This window comes from Roseateles sp. (assembly GCF_047654805.1).
GTDB lineage: Bacteria > Pseudomonadota > Gammaproteobacteria > Burkholderiales > Burkholderiaceae_C > Pelomonas.
In genome coordinates this window covers 4,650,150-4,675,994 of record NZ_JASGIV010000001.1, presented here as the reverse complement: position 1 = coordinate 4,675,994, position 25,845 = coordinate 4,650,150, and the positions used below count along the sequence as shown (strand labels likewise).

Below are 25,845 nucleotides of genomic sequence, written 5' to 3'. Positions count from 1 at the left end.
AATTTGTTCCTGTCTGAGTGTCTCAATCAATGACGAATACAGCATCTTTCGTTGCGTAGTGTTGTCCTTGAAGTTGCCTTATTTGCTATTATTTTGGATGCGCGAGTCCTCTTTTCCTTCAATGAGGGAGTGGCTCGATGGTCCGCCACTTGCATAGCAGATACAGCACATGGACAGTCTCTACTCACTCGGCCGAGCCGTGGCCAAGCTGCGGCAAGAGCGTGGCATGACTCAGAAGCAGCTCGCCATGATGTGCGGCCTGGGTCAATCGACTCTGGCCCGCTTCGAGACTGGCGGTGTGGCGGAGTTCGGCTCCCGAAAGCTGCTGCGACTCCTTGAGGTGCTTGGGCACGAGCTGTCGTTCACGCCCAAGAACAGCAGCTTCACGCTCGACGATGCCCTGGCGGAGCGCCAACGGCAGGCGCAGGCCTCCGAGGAGACGGGCTCCCCACGGCGGAGTACCGAGCGATGAAGCTGCATGCCTATGTTCACAACCGCCCCGTTGCCACGTTGGAGTCGGTTGACGGTTTTCGGCATGTGATGAGCTACCACCCGGAAGTCGCTCCGGAGCAGTTCGTCTCGCTGCTGATGCCGGTGCGCACCGAGTCCTACGTCTATCCGGAACTGCATCCGCTGTTCCGCATGAATCTGCCCGAGGGCTTCCTGCTGTCCATCCTTCAAGAACAGCTCGGCCCCCATGTTGGTGCCTCACCCCTGAATCTGCTGTCCGTCGTCGGACGCAACGCCATCGGGCGGGTCAAGGTGGCGACACCCGGCGCCGACCCGATGCAGCCACCGGTGCCCTTCGACATGAGCGGCATCCTGCGCGGCGACAACTCGGAAGAGGCATTTGTCGAGCTGGTGCGCCGACACGCCGTATCGGGCGTGTCCGGCGTCGTGCCGAAGTTCCTGTCGCCGAACAGCCTGGGCGAGCATGGCAAGGGCGCCTTGGCCACCGAGCGTTACATCGTCAAGGGGACGACCTCCCGCCTGCCGGGCGCGGCCCTGAACGAGCACCTGTGCATGGAAGTGTCGCGACAGGCAGGGTTCCCGACGGCGACCACCGAGGTCTCCGACGATGGACAGGCCCTCGTCGTGCACCGATTCGACTTCGAAGCGGATGGCGTGACGCGCAAAGGCATGGAGGACCTATGCAGCCTGCTCACGCTGCGCCCGGAGCAGAAATACGAGTCCACCTGGGAGCGCGTTGTCGGCCGCATCAAGGACGTCACGCCACGGCCCGAGCAGCAGAACGCCGCCTTGTCGCATCTGGCCAATCTGCTGCTGCTGACCTATGCCCTGCGCAACGCCGACTGCCATACGAAGAACATCGCCCTGCTCTACAGCTCGCGCGATGACATCGAGCTGGCACCTGTCTACGACATGCTGACCATCTCGGTCTACGACGACTACGCGAAGAACCCGCCCGGCATGCCCGTCGAAGGCCGCAGTACCTGGACACCGGGCAAGGCGCTGGAGCGTTTCCTCCAGACGCGATGTAACGTGATGCCGGCACAGACCCGGGAACGTGTCGAGCGCATCTGCGAAGCCATCGTGAAGGTGACGCCCCAGGTCGTGGAGGCCGCGCAACGCTACCCGTCGTTTCATGAGACCGGCAAGCGGATGCTCCATGCATGGAACGATGGCATGAACAGCCTGCGCCTTCAGAAGACGTGGAGCCTGCCGACCTTGGACGAGCCGATTGCTGCCGCCGGGTTCTCGGACCCCGTGCCGGCACAGCCTGAAAAAGCCGAGAAGATTGGGCGCTCGCCGCTGTTGGGGCGCCGCTGAGCAAGGTGGCTTCAACCGCACGGATCAATCAAGCCCTGCCTGCCGAGCCGAGGTTGAGCGCCGTCCCCTGTGGCAAGGGGGCACATGGGCCCATGGAGGGCCTATACCGCTTAAGGAAACACACCGCAGGGCTGCTGGGCTATTGTGTTTCTGCGTGGGCTCGATGGGGCGCCTCTTCGGGTGGCCTTGTTCGCTGGCGGTTCGGCGCTTGTGCCGGGCGGTTTCGGCCAGGAGCGGGCCGATGCCAGCGACCACTTGCGGGCCTTCCGATCTGACCCTGGCGCCAGTGCAGGCAATGCAGGGTTAGCGCCAGTGCCTGCGCCCCAACACGGGGACCATTTCCTTCTGCATCGCGCGCCATACTCGCTCCAAGCCAGTGCGCATCCAAGGCTCACCATTCCGGTAGACACGCCACTGGCGCACATCCTGAGGGCTCGGCTCGAAGTGCAAAGACCAAGACACCCCGCCACACGAGAAAGTCCAGTCGAAAGGCTGCCGAGGATCGCGCGGCTCTGGGAAGCCGCCAACCGGTGCTTCCGTGACGTTTGGGCGTCTGGGCATGCTCAGAATGTTATGCGGATCGTTAACGATCCTCCTACAACACGTTAAGTGGCTCAAGGAATGATTCCTCACAACGCTATTCGCTTCTATGGACTCGCGCTTGGCGCTGCCGCGCTTTTGACAGTCTCAGTTGCCCTATACAAAGGCGCCGAGACAGCGAGGGAGCTTGTCGACTTGGCGACCTTAGTGGCTATTGGGCTTGCCTTCATAGCCTTTCCCTTCCTTGGTCCAGGCAAATATTCGGAGGTTTATCGACTGGAAGAAGATCCTTCGAGTACCGAGTCCCAACACGCTCTGAGTAATCGTGCGAGGGGTGTTCTTGCAATAGCCGCCGCAGTGTCATGGCTTGGATTGGCAATTGCTTTCGATTTTGCTACGCGATGAGTACGCCACTGAACCATTCATTGCAGCCGACCCTGGCCAGCTGCGCCGTCCGGTCGGCTGAATTCCGACGTTAGAGCGCATGCAGATCTTCCTCCGCTTCGTCGCACTTGTCGTGGTCGCAAATGCCGCGTTGCTTGTCAACGCTTACGTGCAAGAGTATTGGGCCGGCTTGCTGTTCCCGCGGGTTGATCCCCGCTCGTACACGGAGATGGTCAGCGCTGCTGTAGTTGGCGCACTTGCCGCCGCAACCGTCTCGGCACTTTCGCTGGCATGGCTGTTCAAACGATGGGCTTGGCTCGCTGGACTGGCTATTTCGCTTCCCGTGATCGCCATCCGAGCACCGGAACTCGCAGCAGGCCCCTCTTCTTCAATACAACAAGCCACGGTCGCTATGGCTTGGGTTGAAATGGTTTCCTACGCTGCGGCAGTGGCAGGTGCAGCCTGGCTGCTCTCGCGTCGTAGGAGGGGCGCCGAAAATGCGCTCTAACCTTCAGTTCCAGCCGACGCCCAACGGCCCGGCTGAACATGTACGTTGAACATCAACATGCGCGCGCTCGTTCTCTTCTTGGCGATGATGACCTCGCACCTTGGCCACGCGGCGGAACCTCTACAAACGTTCGGCATATCGCTGCTACAGCCGCAAGAGGTTTTTCAGTCACGAGTTCAGTCCGTTGAAGCGTTGGCTACCTATATCAAGTCTGTCCAACGCGTCACCAATGACTTCTTATCTGCGCAGCCTCACGGGCAGCCAACCAATGGGTTCATCGTACTCGCGGTTCGTCCCGGCCAGCAATCACGTGTGTGGCTCGACCTCAAACCAGAGTTTCCCGCCCAAGCTGCGGCGCAGTTGAAGACGGCAATCGGTCGGAGCCAGCCTCTGATCGTCAATCACGGGCCAGTCGTGTTTGCAATCAGCGTTGGCATTTGGGGTGGCTCTGCCTCGACGGCAAAGATGCCGGCGCCTTCTGAATTCGCCGTTGCTGCAAAAGCGACGGGGCGGCCGCTAGAAGTTGGTGACCTGGTGGAGCGCATATGGAACGACTGATGTCCAACTGGTCACTGCAGCGAACGGCTTCGCCTTCCGCTGGGCTTGCACGTTAGGCGCCAAAGCACCTGCCATGCGTACAGAAACTGTCGAGGTCTATTCCGATGCCTCCAATGCTGCAGTTCTGCGGCATCCGGATCGTCGGTATCCTGGAGTGCTCGTGCAAGGCGACACCTTGAACAGCATGTGCGTTTCCGCCGAAGCCATTTCCAAGTTTTTGGCTGAATCCGGCAGCGTCGAAGCTCGAGACGAAGCGCAATTGCTCGCGGACCAGTTGCGCGAGCTTGTGGAGCACTACAAGTCGGTACTGGCGCAGCATGCAATCCAATTGCCGTTTGGGGCGGCCCATGGTGCCTAACCAGTCTACAGGGACTTCCCAGTTGATCAAGCGGATTGATGTGGGCGGTATTCGATAGTCGCCTTTGCTGTTTTCCTCAAGACCAGAGTTCGGGTTCGATGCAGCGCCACAGAGAACAGACTGCACATCTACAGGCGGCCTTGTTGCACTCGGGATTCGGTGCGGGCCCAGATACCAACCGCTCAGCAGGGCTCCATTCGTTCGCCGCCGTCGCCTCAATTGGCGCGGCACCGGGTTAGTCGAGCTTGCCTGCTGCCGGTCTGACCTGTGTGATGCATCTTCGAACGCACGTCTACGGGGAAGAACTTGTTCGTTGGTGAGTGGTTTTCAGGCCGGCTTCACGGCCGGTATCGGCGGCACCTCGCCGGGCTTGACCGACACGTAATTCGGATCGAACTCGCGGCCCTTGGTCAACAGCGCCCAGACGATGCGCGCGTTCTTGTTGGCCAGCGCCACCACGGCCTTCTGCCAGCCCACGCGGGCCAGCAACTGCACCAGCCACTGCGAGATCTTGTCGCTGCGTTTGTGGGCCGTCATCACCGCCGACTTCGCGCCCTGGATCAGCAGCGTGCGCAGGTAGTCGTCGCCGCGTTTGGTGATGCGCCCGAGCTGCGTCTTGCCGCCGCTGGAGTTCTGCCGGGGCACCAGGCCCAGCCACGACCCGAATTGCGCGCCGTTCTTGAACTGCGTGAAGTCGCCCACCGTGGCGACCAGCGCCGAAGCGGTCACGGGGCCGATGCCGGCCAACTGGGCGGCCGCCTTGGCCTGCGCGTCGGTGCGTACGTGCGCGGCGATGCGCTCGTCGCAACTGGCGATGTGGCACTCCAACTCGATCCAGTGCAGTCGAGCCTCCTGCAGCGCCAGCCGGGCGATGCCGGGCAGTTCGTCGCTGGCGTCCTCAAGCACGTCGGCCAGGCCCAGGCGCAACGTGTCGGGGCTTTGTGCGAAGACGATGCCGAACTCGGTGAGCAGGCCGCGGATGCGGTTGATGCAGGCGGTGCGGTCCTCCTTGTAGCCCTCGCGCAGGCGGTGGATGGCCAGCAAGGCCTGCTGGGCGGGCGTCTTCACCGGCACGAAGCGCATGTGCGGTCGGCCGGCAGCCTCGCAGATCGCCGCAGCGTCGGCCGCGTCGTTCTTGCCGCCCTTGCCGGCCATGCGGTAGGGCGTGACGAAGTGGCCGGCGATGAGGCGCGCATCCAGGCCGAAGCCGCGCAGCTTGCGCGCCCAGTGATGGGCGCCGCCGCAGGCCTCCATGGCGACCAGGCAGCCGGCCGGCAGTTGCACGCACCAGGCGGCGAACTTGTCGGCGGGCAGGGCCTTGGCGGCCACGACGCGGCCGGTGGCATCGACGGCGTGGACCTGGATCACGCGCTTGGCCAGATCGACCCCAACTCGGGTAATCTCGTTCATGGGCTTCCCCTTTCACATGGCTGCAGATTGACGATTCGCACCATCAATCTTGGCGCCTCGACGCCGTTGGCCAGAAGGTGGGAAGTCCCTTCGTATTCTCTCGAGCCAACTCGAGTCGGCAGGCCGCCGCTCGCGGCTTAGCTTCAACGCTAGGCATCTGGAAGTCGATATGTCGAGCTCTCAGCTTGTCGAACAGCGAGTTCGCAACCGAATCATCGAGTGGCTTGAGTTGATCGTCGAATACGAGGCGAGCCCGCCGGGTTTCGACCTCAATGAAGTGCTCAATCAGTGGGAGGACTGGAATCCATGCGCGACTACCAACTCAGAGAGCTACCCCACTCCGGTCTACACCTCCAGCGAAACGGTTCTTCTCGTCAGCGTCCACCACGCTTGGCAAGAGTTCTGCGGTGCTACTCCGCAAATCATCACTCAGGATTCCTCAGAGTTGATCAAGCCTCAATGGGCCACTCTGGTGTCAGTCGCCACATCGGCCCTTGGCGAGCTCAACAAGCGCGGTAAGCTGCCAGAAGACCATGCCTCTTCATTCTCACAGACCGAGGCCTAACTCATCTGTCAAGGGGCTGGCTTTCAGCCAGCCCCTTACGTCGAACGTTGAGCATCACTTTGAGGCCTCTTTATCTAGTGCCGGCATGTTGACCGTGTACAAGACTGCCCGCGCCGGTACTGCCGTGGAGAGCAGATCATGAATTTCTGGCTGAGGTTTGCGCCGTTCATGTTCGTCATGGCCCCGCTTGCGGCACGTGCCTGTTCATGCGGGCCGCGGACAACACTTGAGGCCGAGGTGAGCGCCAGCCATGCTGTCGTCGAAGCCGATTTCGTTTCCGCCACGATCACCCTCACTAAGGATGGTGAACCCATTGAAGACGGCGTCCTCCGCGTACGGACAAGCTTCAAGGGCACCTTCAAGCCTGGCGACCTGATCCGCACCAGGAGCAACATTTCCGGCGCTGCGTGCGGATTTTCGCTCCGCGGTACACCCCCGGCCGCTATAGAGCTTGCTCGCGGCCCCGGTGGACCATATTGGGAATGGGGAGCCTACGATCGCTGGATTCTTTTCCTGTCCGCTCACAAGCCGTTTGATGTCAACACCTGTTCTCGCTCGAGTCCATCCATGCTGTTCGCTGAGCTTCCCGAATTGAAGAGGCTTCAGAAGCGCCGTGTCCCTTCAGACCAACCCAAGCGATAGGTCGTTCGCGCGGTGTGTGCCTCATGACAATGCTGGAGTTGCGGATCTGTATGCTGAACGGGCGGCTCAACCTTTCATTGCAGCGGACCTGCGTCAGCTTCGCTGGCTGGTCCACTGAATTTCGACGCTAAGCGCAGCAACCCACTTCCAGCACTACCTCCATGTGGGACCTCCTCCAAATCTCCTTTGGCACTGCATCGCTGGTTGCGCTTCTCTACGCCGTTTGGCCGAACATTACTCATAGAGACGTGCAGTACCGCAAACAAGCTGGGGTCGCCACACTCGCGTTTCTCTTGCTGACGGTTGGGCTGTACGTTTGGGGCCCATCAGCAAGCACAGGTCTGCATCGGCAGACTGACACCGTTGAGGTCAGCAATAGGCAAGGCGACTACATCGAAGTGTTCTATCCAAAGACGTTCAGTTCCCCCCCGAACCTGAAGCTCCGCTTCATTAAGGGAAACGGAACGCTAGAGATACTCGACCAGAGGTCAGACGGCTTTCGTTTCAAGGCCAAGGATATGTGGTACGAGACCAGCGAAGGGGCGTTCGTGGAGTGGGCCGCGGCTGGGACTGTGCGCTAGCACGAGCTTCGTCGGCGATGTCTAGTCCTTCAATCGAACACGTCGGCGACGACATGTAGTACCGCGAACAGCATGCCTGCGCCGTTCATACGGCCCGGCTGGTTTCATTGCCCTCGTCGGCGCGGTCCATGAGCAGGTGCAGCGGCTGGTTTGGTTTGCCCAGGTGCTTGAGCCGCGCACGTCCCTCGAGGGCGTCGTGCGTCTGGCCGGGAGGCCAAGGGGCGCGAGGTGGAATGTGCAGTGGCTTGCAAGGCGGTGAGCCTCGCAGAGCGGTCGCCCTGTGTCGGCGGTCGTGGCATTCGTTCCGGACGTGCGCTTGTCAGAGCGAGGGGTTCGTAAGGCGGGCGCCCGTGTCGTGCTTATGATGATTCGCTACAGGTTGCCTCAAAGGAGATTTCGATGAGTCTGTTCGGTTCGATTCTTGAAAAGCTGGGGCTGAAGTCGGCCGCCCCTGCGCCTGCTCCCGCGCCCGCTGCAGAGCCGAGCGCGCCTGCGGCACCCTCGGCTCCGGCAGTCGTCCCCATTTCCGCGGTCGATGTGGTCGCTAAGTTGGAGGGTCTGGCCAGCGCCAACCCGCAGAAGCTCAACTGGAAGGTGTCGATCGTCGATCTTCTGAAGCTGTTGGGTCTGGACAGCAGCTTCGAGGCGCGTAAGGGTCTCGCCACGGAACTCGGCTGCCCGGCGGACAAGATGGGCGACTCTGCGCAGATGAACATCTGGCTGCACAAGACGGTGCTGCAGAAACTCGCCGAGAACGGCGGCAACATTCCGAAGGATTTGCTTTAGTGACCTGCCGGAACTTGTAGTCACTCGGGCGGCTGGGGCGAGCCGTGGGCATGGCCCGTCGTGGGCACGCCAATGGCTCCATAGGGTGATGCGTGCTCGGACTGGGACGGGGACCATACGTAGCATGCCGACAGGTCGTCGGCGCTCTGCTGTCAAGGACCCGAAATGACCACCGAACTCGCCACCATACCCGGCAATAGCCCTGTAGCGACCACTGCGCCGAAGGCGCCGCGCTTTGGCATGAACGAGCTCATCCGCAAGGCGATGCGCCAGTTCACAGGTCATGCGCTGCACCGGCTTGGACAGGTGGGTGTCGACGTGCCGCTCAAGAGCTGCGCCGCGGTGTTCGCCGCCGCAGCCTGCGCCGGCAGCGCCCACGCATCGATCGTCAGCTATGACTCGATCACCGGCAACACCAACTCGGGCTATGCCCTGTATGGCGGCTACTTCGCGCCGTTCGATCAGAGCGCGCTCGTCGGCCTGCGCTTTACCGCCACCGCCAGCGGCTACATCGACGCGCTGACCGTCGCCGTCAGTGGCCGCACGCCGAACTTCAGCATGACGCTGTTCTCTGACGACGCCGGTGTGCTTGGCAGCCAGATGCAGACGCTGGCGATGGTCGGCGACGGCGTTCTCGGCGGCTTCTCGAGTGGCGAGTTCACGAGCGGTGCGCAACTCACCGCAGGTGCCAGCTATTGGCTCGTGCTCGGCATGGACTTCATCATGCAGAGCTGGTTCTACATGAGCGGCAGCAGTGCGCCGGGTGCCGGCACGATGGCGTACGGCTACACAGCGGGCCAGAACGTGCCGACGGCGCTCACCTACTCGAGCCCGACGCAGTCGCTCGGATTGATGGTCAGCATCGACAACGACTCGACGGGTGGTGGCACGGTGCCGGAGCCGACGACCTACGCGCTGGCCGGCCTTGCTCTGCTGGCCGCGTTTGCGGCACGCCGCAAGGCCTGAGCCCGTCGAACTGCGGGGCCCTGCAACGTCGATTGAAGACGGCTCCAGGGCTGCAATGCTGCTGGGCGAGCATATGGCTGGAGGCGGGCCTATCTACCTGACGAAATCAGAGACTCGGTGGCGTGTTCGACCCTAGCCGTTGCTCAAACATTTCGATGAACTCAGGCAGCGAAATGCCCAGTGCGTTGACCCAGCGCCGTAGTTCAAGCACATCCAGACGACGAACTCCTCGCTCGACTCGGCTGACGTGCGTTTGCTCCCAGGCCAGCTTTTCAGCCAGCCCAACCTGGGTTAGCTGCGCCGCGTTGCGCAGCTCAACAAGCAGCTCCAGAAGTAGTTGGTGGTCTTGAGTGTGGAGGTTCTTTTGCATCGGCCGTCACAAAGCGGCCGACACATTGCTGCGACTGGATGAATAGACGAAAATCGTCTATTCTGCGTATGAGCAGGAGCACGCGATGAGGAGACTCCGATCAATCGCCTGAGTGAACTGCTTAGCACGTTTGGAGCGACCTATGACCTACTTCTTCTGGGATTCCCCCGACTGGTTCGACGGTGCACTGTGCTGCCGCTACGTGGTGGTGCAGTTCGACAAGCTGCACGTTCCGACGTGGATCGACGGCGCGCCCGGCACGGCCGAGTGGCACTGGGCGCTCGGCCTCTTCACCGATGGCCAGCTCCAGGTGCTCGGGGCCTGGCGCGACGAAGGCCCGGCAACGGCCCAGCGCATCGCGGCGGACCTCCATGACCGCGGCATCGAGCGCATCCAGGCGCTGGCCGCCGACGACGCCCTGGTTGCTGCCGTGAAGGGCCTGTGCCCCAGGGTCTGCGATCGCACCGTGGCAGAACTCGCTGCCCCGGGTGCCGCCAGCGCCCGCATGCGGCAGGCCATCCGCTGGACCGACACCGCCGCGCAGCACCTGCAGGAGCGCATGTCGCGAGCCACGAAGAAGCATGGCCCCTTCGCCGATCACGCGGCGGCGGCCGACTTCATCGCGCAGGCGTTCCAGCGCGCGGACCGCGACCTTCTGGCCGACGACTGGGACCGTGCCAAGCCGGCGCCCTACGGCCTGAGGGCCGCGCCGCCAGTCCTGGCACGAACAGCCTCGGCACGCGCGGCCCTGGCACAAGCGGCCTGATCGCCATGGCGACCCGGCTCGCAAAGGACTGGCAGGACATCCTGTCGCAGGTGCGCGGCGTGCTGCGACGTCGCGGGCAGACCAAGCACGAGGCGGAGGACCTGGTGCAGGAGGCGTGGCTGCGCCTGGTCCGCTACGAGGAGGAGCACCAGAGCGTCGAGCGGCCCGAGGCCTTCCTGATGCGCACGGCGCTGAACCTCTCCATCGATGCCTATCGCACGGGCGTGGGACGGGGCGAGCACGTCCTGGTGGAGGAGGTGGTGCTGGTGGACACCGCCCCTTCCACCGAGTCCGTGGTGCTGGCCAGGGAGCGCATGGCTCGCCTGGCGCTGGGGGTGAGCCGCTTGAGCGAGAGGACGCGGGAGGTCTTCATGGCCTGCCGCATCGACGGTCTGTCCCAGGTCGAGATCGCGAAGCTGCACGGCATCAGCGTCACGACCGTCAACGAACACCTGGCCAAGGCGACACTACGGCTGACGGACTGGATGGAAGGCTGGTAGCCGTGCAACCGTGGGATGCCACCGGTGCGCCGGGGGCAAGTGACAAGCCGCGCGTGCCGCGCAGGATCTTGGCCGAGGCGGCCGTGTGGGTGACGCGGCTGCACGGCCCTGACCGGTCGCGGGCGATGGAGCTCGAATGCCTGGCGTGGCAGGCCCGCTCGGCGGTGCACCGCCTGGCCTTCGAGCGCTGCACGGATGCGTGGCTGGAGGTGGGCGGGCTGACCCGGGAGCAGGTCCAGGCGGCCATCGACAAGCAGCCGGGCAAGTGGTCATGGCGGGGCCGGGGCACGCGCGTGGCGCTGGCGGTCGCGGTCCCGTGCTGCGTGGCCGTCATTGCCGTGCTGGGCGTGCTGGGCATGTTTCGTGGGGCCGGCGACACCTACAGCACCGGCGTGGGCGAGCAGCGGCAGCTCGTCCTGGCCGACGGCAGCCGCCTGACGCTGAACACCGCCACCGACATCCGCGTGAAGCTGACGGACGCGCTGCGCGAGGTCACGGTCGAGCGCGGCGAGGCGCTGTTCGAAGTCGCCAAGGATGCCGGCCGGCCGTTCGTGGTCGGCGTGTCCGACGCCAAGGTCGTGGCCACGGGGACGGCCTTCCTGGTCCGCTCCACGCCGCCGGCACAGGCCGGTGGCGGGGTGTTCGGCGTGACGCTGCTCGAGGGGCAGGTGCTCGTGCAGCGCTCGGGCCGCGCCGTGCGGGACGTCCTGAGCGACACGGTGGTCATGAAGCCTGGCGAGCGGCTGCAGGTGCGCCGGCTGCCCAGGCCGGCGGGGCGCGCGGAGCTGGGGCCTGCCGGGATGGGGTCTGCCGGGGCGGGGCGTGCCGAGGAGGGGCCGGCGGAGCCGGAGCAGGCACAGCTGGACCGTCCCCCGCTGGACCGGCTGCTGGCCTGGAAGCGCGGACTGGTCGACCTGGGCGACGTCACGCTGCCGGAGGCCATCGCCGACATGAACCGCTACAGCGCCGTGCAGATCACGCTCGCCGACCCGCAGGCTCTGGGCGTGCTGCGCGTCAGCGGGACGTATCGCACCGGCGACAACCGGGCTTTTGCGGAAGCGGTGGCGAGGTTGCATGGCCTGGTCGTGCGGCCGCGCGACGGGGGCGTGGAGCTGGCCAGCAGATAGGCAGATAGCGCGGCGGCGAGGCGAGGGCTGCCGGAGTGGCCTTAAGTCGCCTTTAAGTGCTCGGCGCCAACACTGGCCAGCTTCCTTGCTGCGCTCGTGTCCCGGTGATCCAAGCTGCCACGCATCACTTTCCCGAAAGCCTGCCGAAAAACCCATCGGACACAGTCCACCGACCGGTGGCAGGCGCTGTGTCACTGACCGCTGGCCTTGCGAGATACGTCGGAGCGCGCGGGTGAGCTCCACGCCGCGAACTTCCCGGCCTGGCCCGGCCCGCAGTGGCGTGCTGTCCGAGGCGCGGTCTGATGCACTGCTGGCTGCCCTGGCGCTGATCGCACTGGCGGTGTGGGAGGTGTCGGGGCTGGACCTGCCGCTGGCGCGCCTGTATGGCACCGCGGCGGGCTTTGCGTGGCGGGATCAATGGCTGACGGCGAGCCTGTTCCACGATGGTGCCCGGGCGATCGGATGGCTCTTCCTGGCGCTGCTGCTGCTCAGCGTCTGGCGGCCGCGGTTGCTGGTGCCTGAGCTGCCACGGCGCGAGCGGGTGCAGTGGATCCTGACGACCCTGCTGTGCGTCGCGCTCATCGCGCTGCTGAAGCGTTCGAGCGCCACGAGCTGCCCCTGGTCGCTGGTCGAGTTCGGCGGTGAGGCCGCGCGCTACGTGCCGCACTGGCTGCTTGGAGTCCGCGATGGCGGGCCGGGCGGCTGTTTTCCTTCGGGCCACGCGTCGACGGCCTTCTCGCTGCTGCCGGGATGGTTTGCGCTGCGCAACCATGCTCCTCGTGCCGCCCGCGTCTTCCTCACGGTCGTCCTCGCCGTCGGACTCGTGCTGGGCTGGGTGCAGATGATGCGCGGCGCCCACTATCTGAGCCATTCCCTGTGGACCGCGTGGATCTGCTGGGTGGTCAGTGCGGTGACGTGGCATGGCGCGCAGGCAGGCAGGGGGCTGGTGCAACCCATGCTCTCGAGGTCGCTGCCCTGAAGCCTTGCGCGGCTTGGCCCGGGCCGCCGAGGGCCATCTGGAGCGAAGATCGCGCCCTGGCCCATGTGCGCCAAGGCGAACCTCCAGGACCCATGCGACTGCTGCTGATTGAGGACGACACGATGATCGGTCGCGCGGTGCGAGAGGGCCTGCGCCAGGCCGGCTTCGCCGTGGACTGGGTCACCGACGGGAGGGCCGCGGAGCTTTCCCTGTCCAACGGCGTGTACGACCTGGCGGTGCTGGACCTCGGGCTGCCGCGCGGGGACGGCATGACGCTGCTCAAGCACCTGCGGGCCGGCGGCAGCGCATTGCCCGTCCTGATCGCGTCGGCGCGTGACACCGTTCGCGACCGCATCGCCGGACTGGAGGCCGGCGCCGACGACTACGTGCTCAAGCCGTTCGACCTCGACGAGCTGGTGGCCCGCGTGCGCGCGCTGCTGCGCCGTCATGCCGGCAGCGGCAACCCGGTGCTGCAGCGAGGCGAGCTGATGCTGGATCCGGTGAGCAGGCGGGTGACCCAGGCGGGCGAGCCGGTGGAGCTGTCGGCGCGCGAGTTCTCCGTGCTGGAGGCGTTGATGCAGAAGCCCGGCGCCGTGCTGTCCCGCGAACGCCTGGAAGAGGCTGTCTACGGCTGGGGGCAGGAGGTGGCCAGCAACGCCATCGAGGTGCACCTGCACAACCTGCGCCGCAAGCTGGGCAGCGCGGCCATCAAGAACGTGCGCGGCGTGGGCTACCGCGTGGCCAGCGACTGATGCGCTCCATCGAGCGCGCGCTGCTTGCGTGGATCTCGGGTGCGTTCGCGCTGGGGACCGCGCTCGTCGCGGGGGTGGCGTACGCATTCATCCTCGAGGAGATGAGCGAGGTCTTCGACGAAGACCTCAGGAACGTGGCCACCAGCCTGGCGCATTACCAGCAGGTCAACGGCCTCGGCCGCCAGGCGCCGTTCGGTGGGGAAGTGCCATTGCAGGCGCCCGGGTCGGAGGAAACGGAGATCGCGACGTTCGCATGGGACTCGGGCGGGAGGCTGCTGTACTCGTCGAACCGACAGGTGCACATGCCCCTCATCGGCCAGGAGGGCCTCACGCGATTGAAGGTGGGCGACGAGCAATGGGTCGTCTACACGGTACGGCATCGCGCCGGTGCGTCGCAGGCGGCGCAGAGGATCTCTTCAAGGCGCGAGATGGCCCGCGAGTCGGCGACGCACATATTGCCACCGCTCCTGCTACTGGCGGCGGGCATCGGCGTGCTGCTGATCTTCGGATTGCGGCGCGGCCTGCGGCCGCTGGACGAGGCGGCCCGGGACGTCGCGAGCCGCAGCGCCGCGTCGCTCAGGCCCATCGAAGGCACGCCGCTGCCCAGGGAGCTTGCGCCCATGGTGCATGCCATCAACGGGCTGATGGCGCGGCTGGATGACTCGATGACCGCGCAGCGGCGCTTCCTTGCCGATGCGGCTCACGAGCTGCGCAGCCCCGTGACGGCCTTGCGCCTGCAGCTGCAGCTGCTGGATCGCAGCCCCGACGACGTCCACAAGCAGGCCGCGATGGCGGAGTTGCAGCAGGGCATCGACCGCGCGCAACGGTTGATCGAACAGCTGCTGCACTTTGCGCGCACGGAGCCGGAGGCACAGCTGTCCGCGCTGGTGCCGCTGGATCTGGGCGTCATGGTCCGCGAGGTGGTCGAGGCGCTGAATGCGAAGGCGGAGTCCTGGCAGATCGATCTCGGCGCGGAGCTGCACGGTCCCGTGCCCGTGATGGGTGACGCCGATCAGCTGGTCGTGCTGCTGAACAACCTGGTGGAGAACGCGCTGCGCTACACGCCGGCGGGGGGTGTCGTCGACGTGGGGGCCGCGCTGCAGGATGGCCGGCCGGTACTGTTCGTGCGGGACACGGGGCCGGGCATTGCCGCCGCGGAGCGGGAACGGGTGTTTGACCGGTTCTACCGCGGCGAGCAGCCGGTGCCGTCGGAGCGCGCGCAGGACGGAAGCGGCCTCGGCCTGTCCATCGTGAAGGCGATCGCGCAGCGCCATAGCGCTGCCGTGCGGCTCCTGGACCGCGAAGGCGGGCCGGGGCTGGAGGTGCGCGTGGTGTTTCCCCCGTTCGTGGAGCAGAGGTCTACCTGAATGCAGCCAGCCCCGGCTCGGTCGGGTGCTGCTGATCGTGGCTAGTTTGCGGGCACTTCGCCGGTAGTTCGCCGGTGACGAATCGGTTGATTCAGCTGGCCGGCAAGCGTCGTGGAGCAGTACTGTCGCTTGCGGCGGATCCGCTTGGCCCGACCGGCATCACGGCGCGGCATCAGGGCGAGAAGGATGGGCTCAAGCCAGGGCCGCCAGCCGGTCGCGCACCGCAGCGATGAGCGCCTCGGGCTGCTCGCGATGCGGCACATGGCCGGTGTCCGCGAGCAGCTCGATACGGGCTTGCGCCCCGGTCGAGCGGGCGATCAGCTCGGCGATCATCTCGGGGTGGCGCGCCGAGCCGTACTCGTCGTCGGCGCCGTGGATCACCAGCGCGGGGCATGTCACCCTGGGCAGGACCTCCGCCAGCGACCATGTCGCGAACTGCGGGCTCAGCCAGGTTCCCAGCCAGGCCTCCAGCACCCATGCGGCCTTGTCGCCGTGGTGGCGGGCGAGCTTGTGCATCTGCCCGGCTTCCTGGAACTGCTCCCGGGCGGCCAGCAGTCCACGTACTGTCCGGTCCTCGACGAAGGCCTGCGCAGACTCCGTGATTAGCGCCACGCAGCGTGCCTGCATTGCTGCCGCGCAGTGCACGGCCATGCCGCCACCCACGCTGTGGCCGAAGACGGCAAAGCGCTCGATGCCGAGCTGCTCCAGCACCACCGGAAAGAAGCGCCTTGCTTCCTCCGCGACGAAGTCCAGCGGCATCGCGCCTGTGCGCGCATCGGCCTGACCGAAGCCCAGCCGGTCATAGGCGAAGGCGCGCCGTCCGGTGGCCTCGGCAAGGGCGGCGGGGAAGTCGCGCCACAGCGCCACGCAGCCCAGCGAGTCGTGCAGCAGCACGATGGGCACGGCAGCCGTCGCGGCGCGCGGCGTCCATGACCGCGCGAACAGCCTGCCGTCCTGATGGTCAATCCAGTGGTCGTCGATGCGCATGAGCCCGCCATCCTAGGCCCGGCGGCACCCCGGGCGGGCGCTGCCGGCCATGGCGGGGTCAGTGCCCCCGCATCGCCCGTCGTGCCGAGAAGGCCATGAAGGTTGCGAACGCGACGACGACAACCAGTCCGGCGGTCAGCGACGAGTGCTCGGCGATGAGGCCGATCAGCGGTGGGCCGGCCATCATGCCGAGATAGCCCACGCCCGACACGGCCGCAATCCCGTGGGCCGGCGACACCCCTGGCACCTGGGAGGCCGCGCTGAACAGCACCGGCACGACGTTGGACAGTCCCAGGCCCACGAGCGCGAAGCCAAGCAGCGCGACGAGGGGAGAGGGCACGGCCAGCGCCAGCGCCATGCCGGCAGCGGCGAGCACGCCGCTGGCGCGCATCAGCCGCGTGCCGGACATGCGGGCGCGCACCCAGTCGCCGCCAAAGCGGCCAAGCGCCATCGCGCCGCTGAAGCTGGCGTAGGCCAGGGCCGCCGTGCTGGCCTCGCTGGCACGCTCCTGCTTCATGAACAGCACGCTCCAGTCGTACATCGCACCTTCGGCGATCAGGCCCATGGACGCCAGCAGGCCCAGCAGCACCAGTGGGCCTCGCGGCAGGCTCAGCGGGTGCTTCTCGCCGCCTTCGTGCTTCGGCACGGGCAGCATGGCGCGGCTGGCCAGCAGCACGATGGCCGCACCGACGCCGGTGGCCAGCAGCAGGTGCGACTGCGGCGAGAGGCCCAGCGCAGGTGCAGCGCTGCCCAGGCCGGCGCCGGCCATGCCGCCCAGGCTGAACATGCCGTGAAAGCCGCTCATCAGCGGCTTGCCCGCGAGGCGCTCGATCTCGGTGGCCTCGGTGTTCAAGGCCACGTCGAACAGGCTGCCGGTGATGCCGAAGACCAGCATCACGGCCAGCAGGGCTGCGTAGGCCGGCCAGGCCAGCAGGCAGGCGATGGAGGCGCAGCACAGCACGCCCATGGCGGCGGCCACGGCACGCGGCCCCCAGCGGCCGACGATGCGGCCGGCCTGGGCCAGGGCCATCAGCGCACCGGCGCCGCTGGCCAGCATCGCGATGGCCAGGGTCTGCTCGCTGAGGCCGTAGTGGCCCTTGACGGTGGGCACATGCACCCCCCAGGTCGCGAACAGTACGCCCAGGACGAAGAACTGCGCGCGCAATGCGCGCGACGCACCGACGACCGGCGTCACTTGGCGGACGCGCTGATGCGGGTGAAGAAGTCGTAGACGCCCTGGTCGCCCATCTTGCGCGCGTCGGCCAGCTCGCCGCCCTCGGTCGCGTAGAGCAGCTTGCCCTGGGGCGACAGCACGGCGACGGCGGGGATGCCCTTCTTCAGGGGCACGCGGTAGCTCTCGGCGATGTCGACATTGCGGTCGAAGCGGCCCACGTCGACCTTGACGACCTTGAAGGCCTTGGCGATCAGCGGGGCGCTGGGGCCGTGCTTGAAGGTGGCGTCCAGCATGCGGCAGTCGCCGCACCAGTTGGCGCCGAAGACGACGAGGACGGGAAGGCTGGCCCTCTCGGCCTCGGCCAGCGTGGCGCGGATGGCGGCCTTGGCGTCGACGCCTTCGTCATAGATGGCGGGCGGTCCGGCGTGGGCGGCAAGGCTGGTGGCGAGAAGCAGGGAAGCAGTCAGGAAACGCATGGTACGGCGAGATTTGAAAGCGCTTTCATTGCATCATGCATGGGATTTGACAACGTTGTCAAGAATTCCTGCATGGCGATGGCTGTGGGGCGCGATTGTGGGAACGGGGAGGTGCAGGATCACGCGACGGGTCAGCGGGAGGCCTGTTCGAAGAAGCGCCAGATGACGTCGTTGGCGTCCAGGGCCTGGGACGCGGGCTCCTTGCCGCGCCGCACGCTGGCTGCGCCGGGCCAGGAGTGACCACCGGTCTCGGTCACGCAGAGCTGCACGCGGGAGCCGCCGCTGCAGCTGCCGTAGGCCTCGCAGTAGGCCCCGGGCTTGTCCAGCGTGCGCTGCGGCGGCGCGGTGCAGTGGTCGCGCTGCACCCAGCGCGACATCGTCTCGGGCACCGACACGAAGGTCATGACCTTGCTCTCGTCGCGGAAGGCGTTCGGGCCGGCGCCACCGCCGAAGAGGACGTGGTCATCGTCCCTGGCATGGATGTGCAGCACCGAGACCGGCCGGGACGGCGCGCAGCTGGACGTCGCATCCGTGCCGGCAACGGCAGCGACGGCGCGGAAGACGTCCGCCGCCTCGCAGGCGAGCCGGTGGCTGAGCATGCCGCCGTTGGACATGCCGGTGGCGAACACGCGGCTGGCATCGATGCTGTAGCGGCCCTGGATGGCTGAGACGACGGCGCGGGCGAAACCCACGTCATCGCTGCCGCGGTCGCGTGCGTCGCCACAGCAGCCTCCAGCGTTCCAGGTTGCAAAGCGGCCGCCCGGCAGCTTGCTGTAGCCATTGGGGAAGGCGACGACGAAGCCGGCCTCGTCGGCCTTCTTCTGCAGGCCGTAGTTGGCGTCGTCGGCCATGTGCCCGGCATTGCCGCCGCCGCCATGGAAGGCCAGTACCAGTGGCGCGGGCCGGGCCGCGTCATAGCCGGCTGGCAGGTGGAGCAGTACCTTGCGGCCCTGCACCTGGAGTTCCTGCAGGCCGCCCTTGTCAGCGCGGCGCTCCTCGAGACGGGCCTTGATGCGCTCGCGCATCGTCCCTTCGGCCTGCGCTGCGGGCAGCAGCGCGGCCAGGGCGATGGCGAGCACCAGCAGGCCGCGCACTTCAGCTGCCTCCGCCGCCCAGGGCGCGGTACAGCGCGACGAGGTTCTGCGCGCGCTGGCTTTGCACCTGCACCAGCGTCTGCTGGGCGGCAAAGAGCGAGCGTTGCGCATCCAGCCGGTCCAGCGCGTTGGACACGCCGGCCGTGTAACGCTGCTCGGCCGCGTTCAGGCGGCGCGTCTCGGCGTCCACCTGTGCGGCCAGAGCAGCGCGCTGCTCGGCCAGCGTGGCGCGCCCGGCCAGGCCATCCGCGACCTCGCGGAAGGCCGTCTGGATGGCCTTCTCGTACTGGGCCAGCGCGATGTCGCGGGACGCGCGGGCGCTCTCCAGGTTGGCACGGTTGCGCCCGGCGTCGAACAGCGGCTGCACCAGCGACGGCGCGAAGCTCCAGGCCGAGTTCTTGAACAGGTCCGACAGGTGGCCGCTGGCCGTGCCGACGCTGCCGGTCAGCGTGATGCGCGGCCAGAAGGCGGCGCGGGCGGCATCGATGTTGGCGTCCGTCGCGCCGAGCTGGAACTCGGCCTGGCGGATATCCGGGCGGCGCGTCAGCACCTCCGACGGCAGGCCTGCGGGCAACTCGGCCAACGGCTCGAAGTCGGCCAGGTCGCCGGTGGGTGCGGGCAGGTCGGCCGGCAGCGGACCGCCGATCAAGAGCGCCAGAGCGTTCTCGTCGAGCTGGCGCTGGCGCTGCGCCTGGGCGTAGACGGCGCGCGCGGCCTGCCACGACGACTCGGCGGTACGCAGGTCGATCTCGGCGGATACGCCGCCCTCGAAGCGCTGGCGGGTCAGCGACAGCGACTGCTCGCGAGAGGCCAGCGTGTCGCGCGTGATCTTCAGCAGCGCCTCGTCGGCCTGCAGTGCGATCTCGGCGTTGGCCACGCCGGCGACAAGGGCCGTGCGCACGGCCTGCTGCGCCGACTGTGCGGCCAGCACCTGGGCCGCGGCGGCGGCGCTCAGGCCGCGCAGGCGACCGAACAGGTCGAGCTCGTAGGCCGAGACCTGCAGGCCGGCCTGGTAGAGGCTGTTGATGCCGCCGGCGGCCGTGGGTGTGCGCGAGCCGTTGAGGCCGGCGTTGACCGTGGGCCACAGGTCGGCGTCGCGTGCGGCGGCCGCGGCGCGGGCGGTCTCGATGTTGAGTGCCGCGATGCGCAGGTCGCGGTTGTTGGCCAGCGCCAGCGGGATGAGCTTTTGCAGTCGCTCTCCCTTGAAGGCCTGGGCCCAGGGCAGCTCGACCGCGGCGGCTCCGCCCGCGCCGCCTGCCTGCGGGAAGGCGTTTGGCACTGCGGCAGCGGCGGCCTCGGACGCGACGGGGCGCCTGGGTTCAGGGCCCGCGCAGGCGGCGAGCAACGTGGCCAGAGCGATGAGACTGAGGGTGGCTTTCATGCTCAGTCCTCCTGGGGCAGGTGGGCATCGTGGCGGTGCTGCCGCTCGCTGCCGGGGAAGCGCTTGCGCACGACGACGAAGAAGACCGGGACGAGGAAGACGGCGAAGACAACCGCGGTGATCATGCCGCCCATCACGCCGGTGCCGATGGCACGCTGGCTGGCGGAGCCGGCGCCGCTCGCGAGCACCAGCGGCAGCACGCCGAGGATGAAGGCCAGCGACGTCATCAGGATGGGGCGGAAGCGCAGGTGCGCGGCCTCCACGACCGCTTCGAACAGGTCGCGGCCCTGCGCGTGCAGGTCCTTCGCGAACTCGATGATGAGCACCGCGTTCTTCGCCGACAGGCCGATGATGGTGATCATGCCGACCTTGAAGTAGACGTCGTTCTCCAGCCCACGCAGGTTGGCCCCCAGCACCACGCCCAAGATGCCCAGCGGCACGACCAGCAGCACGGCCATCGGGATGCTCCAGCTCTCGTACAGCGCGGCCAGGCACAGGAACACGGCCAGCAGCGAGAAGCCGAACAGGATGAAGGCGGTGGAGCCCGAGAGCTTTTCCTCGCGCGACTGGCCCGTCCACTCGTAGCCGAAGCCCTCTGGCAGCTCGGCGGCAAGGCGTTCCATCTCGGCCATGGCCGCGCCCGTGGACACGCCCTTGGCCGGCTCGCCGGCGATGCGCATTGCGGCGTAGCCGTTGTAGCGCACCGTCTGCATCGCGCCGGTGATCCACTTGCTGCTGGCGAAGGCGCTCAGCGGCACCGGCTGGCCGGCGCTGTTGAGCACGTTGAGCTTGAGCAGGTCCTCGGGCTGCATGCGTGCGGGCGCGTCGGCCTGCACGATGACGCGCTGCAGCCGGCCGGTGTTGGGGAAGTCGTTCACGTAGCTGGAGCCCAGCGACGTGCCCAGCACCGCGTTGACGGCGCTGATGTTCAGACCCAGCGCCATCGCGCGCTCGCGGTCGATGCTCAGCTCCAGCTGGGCGGCGTCTTCCAGGCCGTCTGGGCGCACGGCGGTCAGCAGGGGGCTCTTGGCGGCGGCTGCCAGCAACTGGTTGCGCGCGGCCAGCAGTTCGGCGCGCGTGTGGCCGCTGCGGTCCTGCAGGCGGAACGCGAAGCCGTTGGCGCGACCCAGGTCGCGGATGGGGGGCGGGCTGGTCGGGAAGATGACCGCGTCGCGGATCTTGCCCAGCTCGGGGAAGGCGCGCGACACCAGGCCCTGGGCGGAATGCTCGGCGCCATGGCGCTCGTCCCAGGGCTTGAGCGTGACGAAGGCCAGGCCCGCGTTCTGGCCGGAGCCGGCGAAGCTGAAACCCACCACGCCGACCATGCTCTCCACCTCGGGCTGCTTGAGCATGTAGTCCTCGACCTGCTTCACGACCTCCAGCGTACGCGCCTGCGTGGCGCCGGGCGGCAGCTGGATGTTGACGAGGATGTTGCCCTGGTCCTCGTTCGGCACGAAGGACGTGGGCAGGCGCTGGAACATCAGCACCGCCGCCGCGATGACGGCGGCATAGATGAAGAAGGACCGGCCCGCGCGGTGGATGAGCCTGGCCACCGCGCCTTCGTAGCGCTTGGCCGTGCGGTTGAAGCCACGGTTGAACCAGCCGAAGAAGCCGCGCTTGTCCAGGTGGTGGCCGGCCTGCACGGGCTTGAGCAGCGTGGCGCACAGCGCCGGCGTGAACGACAGCGCCATGAAGGCCGAGAACGCGATGGAGCTGACCATCACCGCCGAGAACTGGCGGTAGATGTTGCCGATGGAGCCGCTGAAGAAGGCCAGCGGCACGAACACCGAGATCAGCACCACGGTCACGCCGATGATGGCGCCCGAGATCTGGCCCATGGCCTTCTTGGTGGCCTTGTAGGGCGACAGGCCCTCCTCGCTCATGATGCGCTCGACGTTCTCCACCACCACGATGGCGTCGTCCACCACGATGCCGATCACCAGCACCATGCCGAACATGGTCAGCACGTTGATGGAGAAGCCCAGGGCCAGCAGCGTGGCGAAGCTGCCCAGCAGCGCGATGGGCACGACCAGCGTCGGGATCAGCGTGTAGCGGATGTTCTGCAGGAACAGGAACATCACGAGGAACACGAGGAACACGGCCTCGATCAGCGTCTCGACGACCTGCGAGATGGAGATGTCGATGAACAGCGAGCTGTCGAAGGGGATGGAGGCCTTCACGCCCTGCGGGAAGTAGGGCTCCAGCGTCTTGAGCTTTTGCTTGATGAGCTTGGCCGTCTGCAGCGCGTTGGCCGACGGCGCGAGCTGCACGCCAACGCCGACGGAGGGCTTGCCGTTCAGCCGCGTGGAGCGGCCGGTGTAGCTGTCGGCGCCCAGCTCGATGCGGGCCACGTCCTTGAGCCGCACGGTCGAGCCGTCGGCATTGGCACGCAGCACGATGTTGCCGAACTGCTCGACGCTGGCGAGCTGGCCGCGCACGACCACCGTGGCAGCGACTGGCTGCCCCGGCACGTTGGGCAGGTCACCGATGGAGCCGGAGCTGACCTGGGCGTTCTGGGCCTGGATGGCGGCGTTCACGTCGGCGGGTGCCAGGCGCAAGCCCACCAGCTTCGCCGGGTCCAGCCAGATGCGCATGGCGCGCTCGGTGCCGAACAGCAGTCCCTGTCCGACGCCGGGCACGCGCTGGATCTCGGGCAGTACGGTGCGCGCTGCGTAGTCACCCAGCGCGATGGGGTCGAACGCCGGGTTGTCGCTCGACATGATGATGAAGAGCAGGAAGTTCGGATTGGCCTTGTCGACACGCACGCCCTGCTGGATGACGGCGGCCGGCAGGCGTGGCGTGGCGCGGGCCAGCCGGTTCTGCACGTCCACCTGCGCCAGGTCGGGGCTGGTGGCGGGGTCGAAGCTCATCGTGAGCGAGCCCGTGCCGTCGGCCTGGGCCACGGCCTCCATGTAGATGAGGCCGGGGGAGCCGTTCATCTCGCGCTCGATGACGCTGATGACGGAGTCCTCCAGCGTCTGTGCCGAGGCGCCGGGATAGGTCACCGACAGCACGATGGACGGCGGTGCCACGGGCGGGTACTGCGAGATCGGCAGCTGCGTGACTGCCACGCCGCCGATGACGAGGACGAAGAGGGCGATGACCCACGCGAAGATGGGTCGGTCGATGAAAAACTGCGCCATGGTGGGTCAGGTCCTCAGCGCGATGCGGCGGAGGCCGGGGCGGTCGCTGGCGCCGCAGCCGGGGCTGCGCCCGCGGGCACCCAGGGCACGGGCCGCGCCTTGCCGCCGGCCTTGACGCGCTGCAGGCCGTCGACGACGACCTTCTCGCCCGCCCTCAGGCCGCTCAGCACCAGGGCCTTGCCGCCCTGGGCCAGGCCGAGCTTGACGGGCCGCGCGCTGACGCCGCCGTCCTCGGCCACGACCAGCACGCTCTCGCCCGTCGAGCCGCGTGCCACCGCCTGCTGCGGCAGCCAGATGGCGTCGGCCACCTCGGCCTGCGCCAGGCGCACCCGCACGTACAGGCCGGGCAGCAGCAGGCCCTTGGAGTTGGGCAGCTCGGCGCGCAGCGTGATCTGCCCGGTGGTGGTGTCCACGCTGAGGTCGGAGAACAGCAGCCTGCCGGTCTCGGGGTAGATGCTGCCGTCCTCCAGCAGCACCTGGACCTGCGCGGTTTCCTTGCCGCCGGCGCGCTGCAGCCGCCCCTCGGCCAGCGCCTGGCGCAGCCGCATGACCTCGGCGGCAGACTGCGTGAAGTTCACATACAGCTTGTCGACCTGCTGCACGACGGCCAGCGGCGTCGCCTCGCCCTGGCCCACCAGTGCGCCTTCGGTGACAAGGGCGCGGCCGATGCGGCCTGCGATGGGTGCGGTGACGGCGGAGTAGCCGAGGTTGATCTGCGCGGTCTGCACGGCGGCCTTGCCGGCAGCCACGTCGGCGCGCGCCTGCTGGGCTGCGGCCTGGGCGTTCAGTGCCTCTTGCTGGCTGACGGCCTGGGTCTTGGCCAGCGGCGCGTAGCGGTCGGCCAGCGCCTGGGCCTGCGTGAGGTTGGCTTCGGCGCGCGCGAGCTGGGCCTGGGCGCTGGCCAGCGTGGCGCGATAGGGTGCCGGGTCGATCTCGAACAGCGCCTGGCCCGCCTTCACGTCGCTGCCTTCGATGAACAGCCGCTTTTGCAGGATGCCGGCGGCGCGGGCGCGCACCTGGGCGACGCGAAAGGCCTCCAGGCGGCCCGGCAGCTCGGTGGCCAGGTCGGCCCGGCCCGGCGCCACGGTGACGACACCCACCTCGGGCGGCGGCGGTGCGGCCGGCGTGGTCGGGCTGCTGGACTGGCCGCAGCCCGCCAGCAGGGCGCCCAACCCGGTACTCAGGACGACCATCGCGCCCATGCGGACGTTGCTACCCCATGCCAACTTCATCTTTGTGACCTTGTTCGATTGCCGGTGGGCCTGCCCCGCCGCCGTTGGCCGTTAGGGCAAAACCGGCAACTGTAGCGAGGCGTCAAGACACGTGTTGGTGAAGCAACGCAAAGCCCCGGGCCCGCGCCGGGCCGCGTCAGTCCTGGACAGAAGTCACGTTGTCCAGGGGCGAAGCGTGCAGGGCCTGCAGCCGGGCGCGCTGCACGGCGCGCCCGATCTCCGGCCCCTTGGCCCCGCGCGCGATGGCCTCGGCGCTGGCAGCGGCGAGGTCCACGCCCTGGGTTGCGCGCAGGTCGGCCATGAGGCGTTCGCGCTGCGGGTAGTCGCGCTCCTCCAGTCCGAGGCGGCCGCGGGCGTCGCATTCGCAGGCCCACAGCAGTTCGGCAAAGCGCTCGGGCCGGCGCCAGGCGTCGCAGCGCTCCAGCAGCCGCAGCCGGGCCTCGGCGCTGAAGCCCTGGCTCTGGTGCACATGGGTGTGCTCGCGTGCGACCAGCTCGGCCAGCTCGCGGCAGTCGGTCGGCACCTTCCAGCGCGCGCTCACGCCACGGGCGAGCTTCTCGCTGCGGCCCTCGTGGCCGATGTGCCGGGGCAGCTCCTCCTTGCGCGTGGTGCCCTTGCCGAGGTCGTGGCAGAGGCAGGCGTAGCGCACGGTCAGCGGCGCCGCCAGCCGGGCGCACTGGTCCAGGACCATCAGCAGGTGCAATCCGGTGTCGACTTCCGGGTGATGGGCCTCGGGCTGGGACACGCCGAACAGTGCCTCGACCTCGGGCAGCAGCCTGGCCAGCGCGCCGGCCTCGCGCAGCACCTCGATCATGCGCGAGGGCCTTCCTTCCATCAGGCCGCGCGAGAGCTCCTGCCAGACGCGCTCGGCCACCAGCGCGTCCACCTCGCCGGCGGCCACCATCGAGCGCATCAGCGCGACGGTCTCGGGTGCCACGGTGAAGTCGGCGAAGCGCGCGGCGAAGCGGGCCAGCCGCAGGATGCGCACGGGGTCCTCGGCGAAGGCGGGCGAGACATGGCGCAACACCTTGTCCTGCAGGTCGCGCCGGCCGCCGTAGGGGTCGATGACCTGGCCGGCCTTGTCCTCTGCCATCGCGTTGATGGTCAGGTCGCGGCGCGCCAGGTCCTGCTCCAGCGTCACGTCGGGTGCCGTGTGGAAGGCGAATCCGTGGTAGCCCGCGGCGGTCTTGCGCTCGGTCCGGGCCAGGGCCACTTCCTCGTGCGTGGCGGGATGCAGGAAGACGGGGAAATCCTTGCCCACGGGCTGGTAGCCAGCGGCCAGCAGGTCCTGGGGCGACGCACCGACGACGACCCAGTCGTGGTCCTGCACCGGCAGGCCGAGCAGGCGGTCGCGCACGGCGCCACCGACGAGATAGGTCTGGAATTGGGGCATTGCCGCATTCTGCGG

General features: G+C 67.5%; 26 protein-coding genes and 1 pseudogene. 16 read left to right on the top strand and 11 right to left on the bottom strand.

Annotated elements, in window-relative coordinates:
• Nucleotides 1-169: 169 nt before the first annotated feature.
• The 5 genes from QM732_RS21065 (at nt 170) to QM732_RS21045 (ending at nt 4,139) form a co-directional block, all read left to right on the top strand.
• Nucleotides 170-472: a helix-turn-helix domain-containing protein gene (locus tag QM732_RS21065; RefSeq protein WP_415658049.1), complete on the top strand. Its 303-nt coding sequence runs from the start codon at nt 170-172 to the stop codon at nt 470-472.
• Nucleotides 469-1,791, top strand: coding sequence for a type II toxin-antitoxin system HipA family toxin (locus QM732_RS21060; RefSeq protein WP_415658048.1), 1,323 nt, complete (start codon nt 469-471; stop codon nt 1,789-1,791). The genes QM732_RS21065 and QM732_RS21060 overlap by 4 nt, the downstream gene beginning before the upstream one ends.
• A 1,024-nt stretch (nt 1,792-2,815) precedes the next feature.
• Entirely contained in the window at nt 2,816-3,223 is a 408-nt protein-coding gene (locus tag QM732_RS21055) for a hypothetical protein (RefSeq protein WP_415658047.1), read from the top strand.
• Nucleotides 3,224-3,268: 45 nt separating this feature from the next.
• Entirely contained in the window at nt 3,269-3,781 is a 513-nt protein-coding gene (locus QM732_RS21050; protein WP_415658046.1) for a hypothetical protein, read from the top strand.
• Nucleotides 3,750-4,139 (top strand): DUF6959 family protein, encoded by a 390-nt coding sequence (locus tag QM732_RS21045; protein ID WP_415658045.1) that lies wholly within the window; start codon nt 3,750-3,752, stop codon nt 4,137-4,139. Before QM732_RS21050 ends, QM732_RS21045 begins: the two co-directional genes overlap by 32 nt.
• A 327-nt stretch (nt 4,140-4,466) precedes the next feature.
• Here the strand turns inward: QM732_RS21045 and QM732_RS21040 are convergent, their stop codons facing one another.
• Nucleotides 4,467-5,549, bottom strand: a complete 1,083-nt coding sequence (locus tag QM732_RS21040) for an IS110 family transposase (RefSeq protein WP_415658044.1) — start codon at nt 5,547-5,549, stop codon at nt 4,467-4,469.
• Nucleotides 5,550-5,718: 169 nt separating this feature from the next.
• Here QM732_RS21040 and QM732_RS21035 point away from each other — a divergent pair, with 169 nt between their 5' ends.
• From QM732_RS21035 to QM732_RS21025, 3 genes are all read left to right on the top strand, one after another.
• Nucleotides 5,719-6,114 (top strand): hypothetical protein, encoded by a 396-nt coding sequence (locus tag QM732_RS21035; protein ID WP_415658043.1) that lies wholly within the window; start codon nt 5,719-5,721, stop codon nt 6,112-6,114.
• A gap of 138 nt (nt 6,115-6,252) precedes the next feature.
• Nucleotides 6,253-6,756 (top strand): hypothetical protein, encoded by a 504-nt coding sequence (locus QM732_RS21030; protein WP_415658042.1) that lies wholly within the window; start codon nt 6,253-6,255, stop codon nt 6,754-6,756.
• 161 nt (nt 6,757-6,917) lie between these two features.
• On the top strand, nt 6,918-7,337 hold the full coding sequence (locus QM732_RS21025) for a hypothetical protein (protein ID WP_415658041.1): 420 nt from the start codon (nt 6,918-6,920) through the stop codon (nt 7,335-7,337).
• Between the two features lie 100 nt (nt 7,338-7,437).
• On the opposite strand, the pseudogene QM732_RS21020 reads toward QM732_RS21025, so the two are convergent.
• Nucleotides 7,438-7,548, bottom strand: a pseudogene (locus QM732_RS21020) (IS5/IS1182 family transposase); the annotation flags it as partial.
• Between the two features lie 188 nt (nt 7,549-7,736).
• Here QM732_RS21020 and QM732_RS21015 point away from each other — a divergent pair.
• Together QM732_RS21015 and QM732_RS21010 are read left to right on the top strand one after the other, a co-directional pair.
• Nucleotides 7,737-8,123 (top strand): DUF3597 domain-containing protein, encoded by a 387-nt coding sequence (locus QM732_RS21015; protein WP_415658040.1) that lies wholly within the window; start codon nt 7,737-7,739, stop codon nt 8,121-8,123.
• 165 nt (nt 8,124-8,288) lie between these two features.
• The gene (locus QM732_RS21010) at nt 8,289-9,089 is read left to right on the top strand and encodes a PEP-CTERM sorting domain-containing protein (RefSeq protein WP_415658039.1); all 801 of its coding nucleotides are present in this window, start codon (nt 8,289-8,291) and stop codon (nt 9,087-9,089) included.
• Between the two features lie 106 nt (nt 9,090-9,195).
• Here QM732_RS21010 and QM732_RS21005 read toward each other — a convergent pair whose 3' ends face one another.
• On the bottom strand, nt 9,196-9,459 hold the full coding sequence (locus QM732_RS21005; RefSeq protein ID WP_415658038.1) for a helix-turn-helix domain-containing protein: 264 nt from the start codon (nt 9,457-9,459) through the stop codon (nt 9,196-9,198).
• A 142-nt stretch (nt 9,460-9,601) separates the two neighbouring features.
• Here QM732_RS21005 and QM732_RS21000 point away from each other — a divergent pair, with 142 nt between their 5' ends.
• The 6 genes from QM732_RS21000 (at nt 9,602) to QM732_RS20975 (ending at nt 14,950) form a co-directional block, all read left to right on the top strand.
• Nucleotides 9,602-10,225, top strand: a complete 624-nt coding sequence (locus tag QM732_RS21000; RefSeq protein WP_415658037.1) for a hypothetical protein — start codon at nt 9,602-9,604, stop codon at nt 10,223-10,225.
• Nucleotides 10,226-10,230: 5 nt separating this feature from the next.
• On the top strand, nt 10,231-10,725 hold the full coding sequence (locus QM732_RS20995) for an RNA polymerase sigma factor (protein WP_415658036.1): 495 nt from the start codon (nt 10,231-10,233) through the stop codon (nt 10,723-10,725).
• A 53-nt stretch (nt 10,726-10,778) separates the two neighbouring features.
• On the top strand, nt 10,779-11,852 hold the full coding sequence (locus QM732_RS20990; protein WP_415654696.1) for a FecR family protein: 1,074 nt from the start codon (nt 10,779-10,781) through the stop codon (nt 11,850-11,852).
• A gap of 232 nt (nt 11,853-12,084) precedes the next feature.
• Nucleotides 12,085-12,831, top strand: coding sequence for a phosphatase PAP2 family protein (locus QM732_RS20985; protein ID WP_415658035.1), 747 nt, complete (start codon nt 12,085-12,087; stop codon nt 12,829-12,831).
• A gap of 92 nt (nt 12,832-12,923) precedes the next feature.
• A complete protein-coding gene (locus QM732_RS20980; RefSeq protein ID WP_415658034.1) occupies nt 12,924-13,583 on the top strand; it encodes a response regulator in 660 nt (219 codons plus the stop codon).
• Complete coding sequence (locus QM732_RS20975) at nt 13,583-14,950, top strand: ATP-binding protein (protein WP_415658033.1); 1,368 nt, start codon at nt 13,583-13,585, stop codon at nt 14,948-14,950. Before QM732_RS20980 ends, QM732_RS20975 begins: the two co-directional genes overlap by 1 nt.
• A 192-nt stretch (nt 14,951-15,142) precedes the next feature.
• Here QM732_RS20975 and QM732_RS20970 read toward each other — a convergent pair whose 3' ends face one another.
• The 8 genes from QM732_RS20970 to QM732_RS20935 all read right to left on the bottom strand — a co-directional run bounded on the left by QM732_RS20970 (nt 15,143) and on the right by QM732_RS20935 (nt 25,830).
• Nucleotides 15,143-15,937, bottom strand: a complete 795-nt coding sequence (locus QM732_RS20970) for an alpha/beta fold hydrolase (protein ID WP_415658032.1) — start codon at nt 15,935-15,937, stop codon at nt 15,143-15,145.
• A gap of 58 nt (nt 15,938-15,995) precedes the next feature.
• Nucleotides 15,996-17,132, bottom strand: a complete 1,137-nt coding sequence (locus QM732_RS20965; RefSeq protein ID WP_415658031.1) for an MFS transporter — start codon at nt 17,130-17,132, stop codon at nt 15,996-15,998.
• The gene (locus tag QM732_RS20960; protein WP_415658030.1) at nt 17,129-17,587 is read right to left on the bottom strand and encodes a thioredoxin family protein; all 459 of its coding nucleotides are present in this window, start codon (nt 17,585-17,587) and stop codon (nt 17,129-17,131) included. Before QM732_RS20960 ends, QM732_RS20965 begins: the two co-directional genes overlap by 4 nt.
• A gap of 131 nt (nt 17,588-17,718) precedes the next feature.
• Entirely contained in the window at nt 17,719-18,681 is a 963-nt protein-coding gene (locus QM732_RS20955; protein ID WP_415658029.1) for an alpha/beta hydrolase family esterase, read from the bottom strand.
• A gap of 1 nt (nt 18,682) precedes the next feature.
• A complete protein-coding gene (locus QM732_RS20950) occupies nt 18,683-20,062 on the bottom strand; it encodes an efflux transporter outer membrane subunit (RefSeq protein ID WP_415658028.1) in 1,380 nt (459 codons plus the stop codon).
• A 2-nt stretch (nt 20,063-20,064) separates the two neighbouring features.
• On the bottom strand, nt 20,065-23,205 hold the full coding sequence (locus QM732_RS20945; protein ID WP_415658027.1) for an efflux RND transporter permease subunit: 3,141 nt from the start codon (nt 23,203-23,205) through the stop codon (nt 20,065-20,067).
• 14 nt (nt 23,206-23,219) lie between these two features.
• Nucleotides 23,220-24,437 carry an efflux RND transporter periplasmic adaptor subunit gene (locus QM732_RS20940; protein WP_415658026.1) on the bottom strand — a complete coding sequence of 406 codons (1,218 nt, stop codon included), beginning with the start codon at nt 24,435-24,437 and terminating at the stop codon, nt 23,220-23,222.
• Nucleotides 24,438-24,573: 136 nt separating this feature from the next.
• Nucleotides 24,574-25,830: a multifunctional CCA addition/repair protein gene (locus tag QM732_RS20935; protein ID WP_415658025.1), complete on the bottom strand. Its 1,257-nt coding sequence runs from the start codon at nt 25,828-25,830 to the stop codon at nt 24,574-24,576.
• Nucleotides 25,831-25,845: the final 15 nt, after the last annotated feature.

Bases quoted from the DNA above. Each gene is read 5' to 3' on its own strand.
- QM732_RS21065 (WP_415658049.1), top strand. From the start codon at position 170: ATGGACAGTCTCTACTCACTCGGCCGAGCCGTGGCCAAGCTGCGGCAA.
- QM732_RS21060 (WP_415658048.1), top strand. From the start codon at position 469: ATGAAGCTGCATGCCTATGTTCACAACCGCCCCGTTGCCACGTTGGAG.
- QM732_RS21055 (WP_415658047.1), top strand. From the start codon at position 2,816: ATGCAGATCTTCCTCCGCTTCGTCGCACTTGTCGTGGTCGCAAATGCC.
- QM732_RS21040 (WP_415658044.1), bottom strand. From the start codon at position 5,549: ATGAACGAGATTACCCGAGTTGGGGTCGATCTGGCCAAGCGCGTGATC.
- QM732_RS21035 (WP_415658043.1), top strand. From the start codon at position 5,719: ATGTCGAGCTCTCAGCTTGTCGAACAGCGAGTTCGCAACCGAATCATC.
- QM732_RS21030 (WP_415658042.1), top strand. From the start codon at position 6,253: ATGAATTTCTGGCTGAGGTTTGCGCCGTTCATGTTCGTCATGGCCCCG.
- QM732_RS21025 (WP_415658041.1), top strand. From the start codon at position 6,918: ATGTGGGACCTCCTCCAAATCTCCTTTGGCACTGCATCGCTGGTTGCG.
- QM732_RS21015 (WP_415658040.1), top strand. From the start codon at position 7,737: ATGAGTCTGTTCGGTTCGATTCTTGAAAAGCTGGGGCTGAAGTCGGCC.
- QM732_RS21010 (WP_415658039.1), top strand. From the start codon at position 8,289: ATGACCACCGAACTCGCCACCATACCCGGCAATAGCCCTGTAGCGACC.
- QM732_RS21005 (WP_415658038.1), bottom strand. From the start codon at position 9,459: ATGCAAAAGAACCTCCACACTCAAGACCACCAACTACTTCTGGAGCTG.
- QM732_RS21000 (WP_415658037.1), top strand. From the start codon at position 9,602: ATGACCTACTTCTTCTGGGATTCCCCCGACTGGTTCGACGGTGCACTG.
- QM732_RS20995 (WP_415658036.1), top strand. From the start codon at position 10,231: ATGGCGACCCGGCTCGCAAAGGACTGGCAGGACATCCTGTCGCAGGTG.
- QM732_RS20980 (WP_415658034.1), top strand. From the start codon at position 12,924: ATGCGACTGCTGCTGATTGAGGACGACACGATGATCGGTCGCGCGGTG.
- QM732_RS20975 (WP_415658033.1), top strand. From the start codon at position 13,583: ATGCGCTCCATCGAGCGCGCGCTGCTTGCGTGGATCTCGGGTGCGTTC.
- QM732_RS20970 (WP_415658032.1), bottom strand. From the start codon at position 15,937: ATGCGCATCGACGACCACTGGATTGACCATCAGGACGGCAGGCTGTTC.
- QM732_RS20960 (WP_415658030.1), bottom strand. From the start codon at position 17,587: ATGCGTTTCCTGACTGCTTCCCTGCTTCTCGCCACCAGCCTTGCCGCC.
- QM732_RS20950 (WP_415658028.1), bottom strand. From the start codon at position 20,062: ATGAAAGCCACCCTCAGTCTCATCGCTCTGGCCACGTTGCTCGCCGCC.
- QM732_RS20945 (WP_415658027.1), bottom strand. From the start codon at position 23,205: ATGGCGCAGTTTTTCATCGACCGACCCATCTTCGCGTGGGTCATCGCC.
- QM732_RS20940 (WP_415658026.1), bottom strand. From the start codon at position 24,437: ATGAAGTTGGCATGGGGTAGCAACGTCCGCATGGGCGCGATGGTCGTC.
- QM732_RS20935 (WP_415658025.1), bottom strand. From the start codon at position 25,830: ATGCCCCAATTCCAGACCTATCTCGTCGGTGGCGCCGTGCGCGACCGC.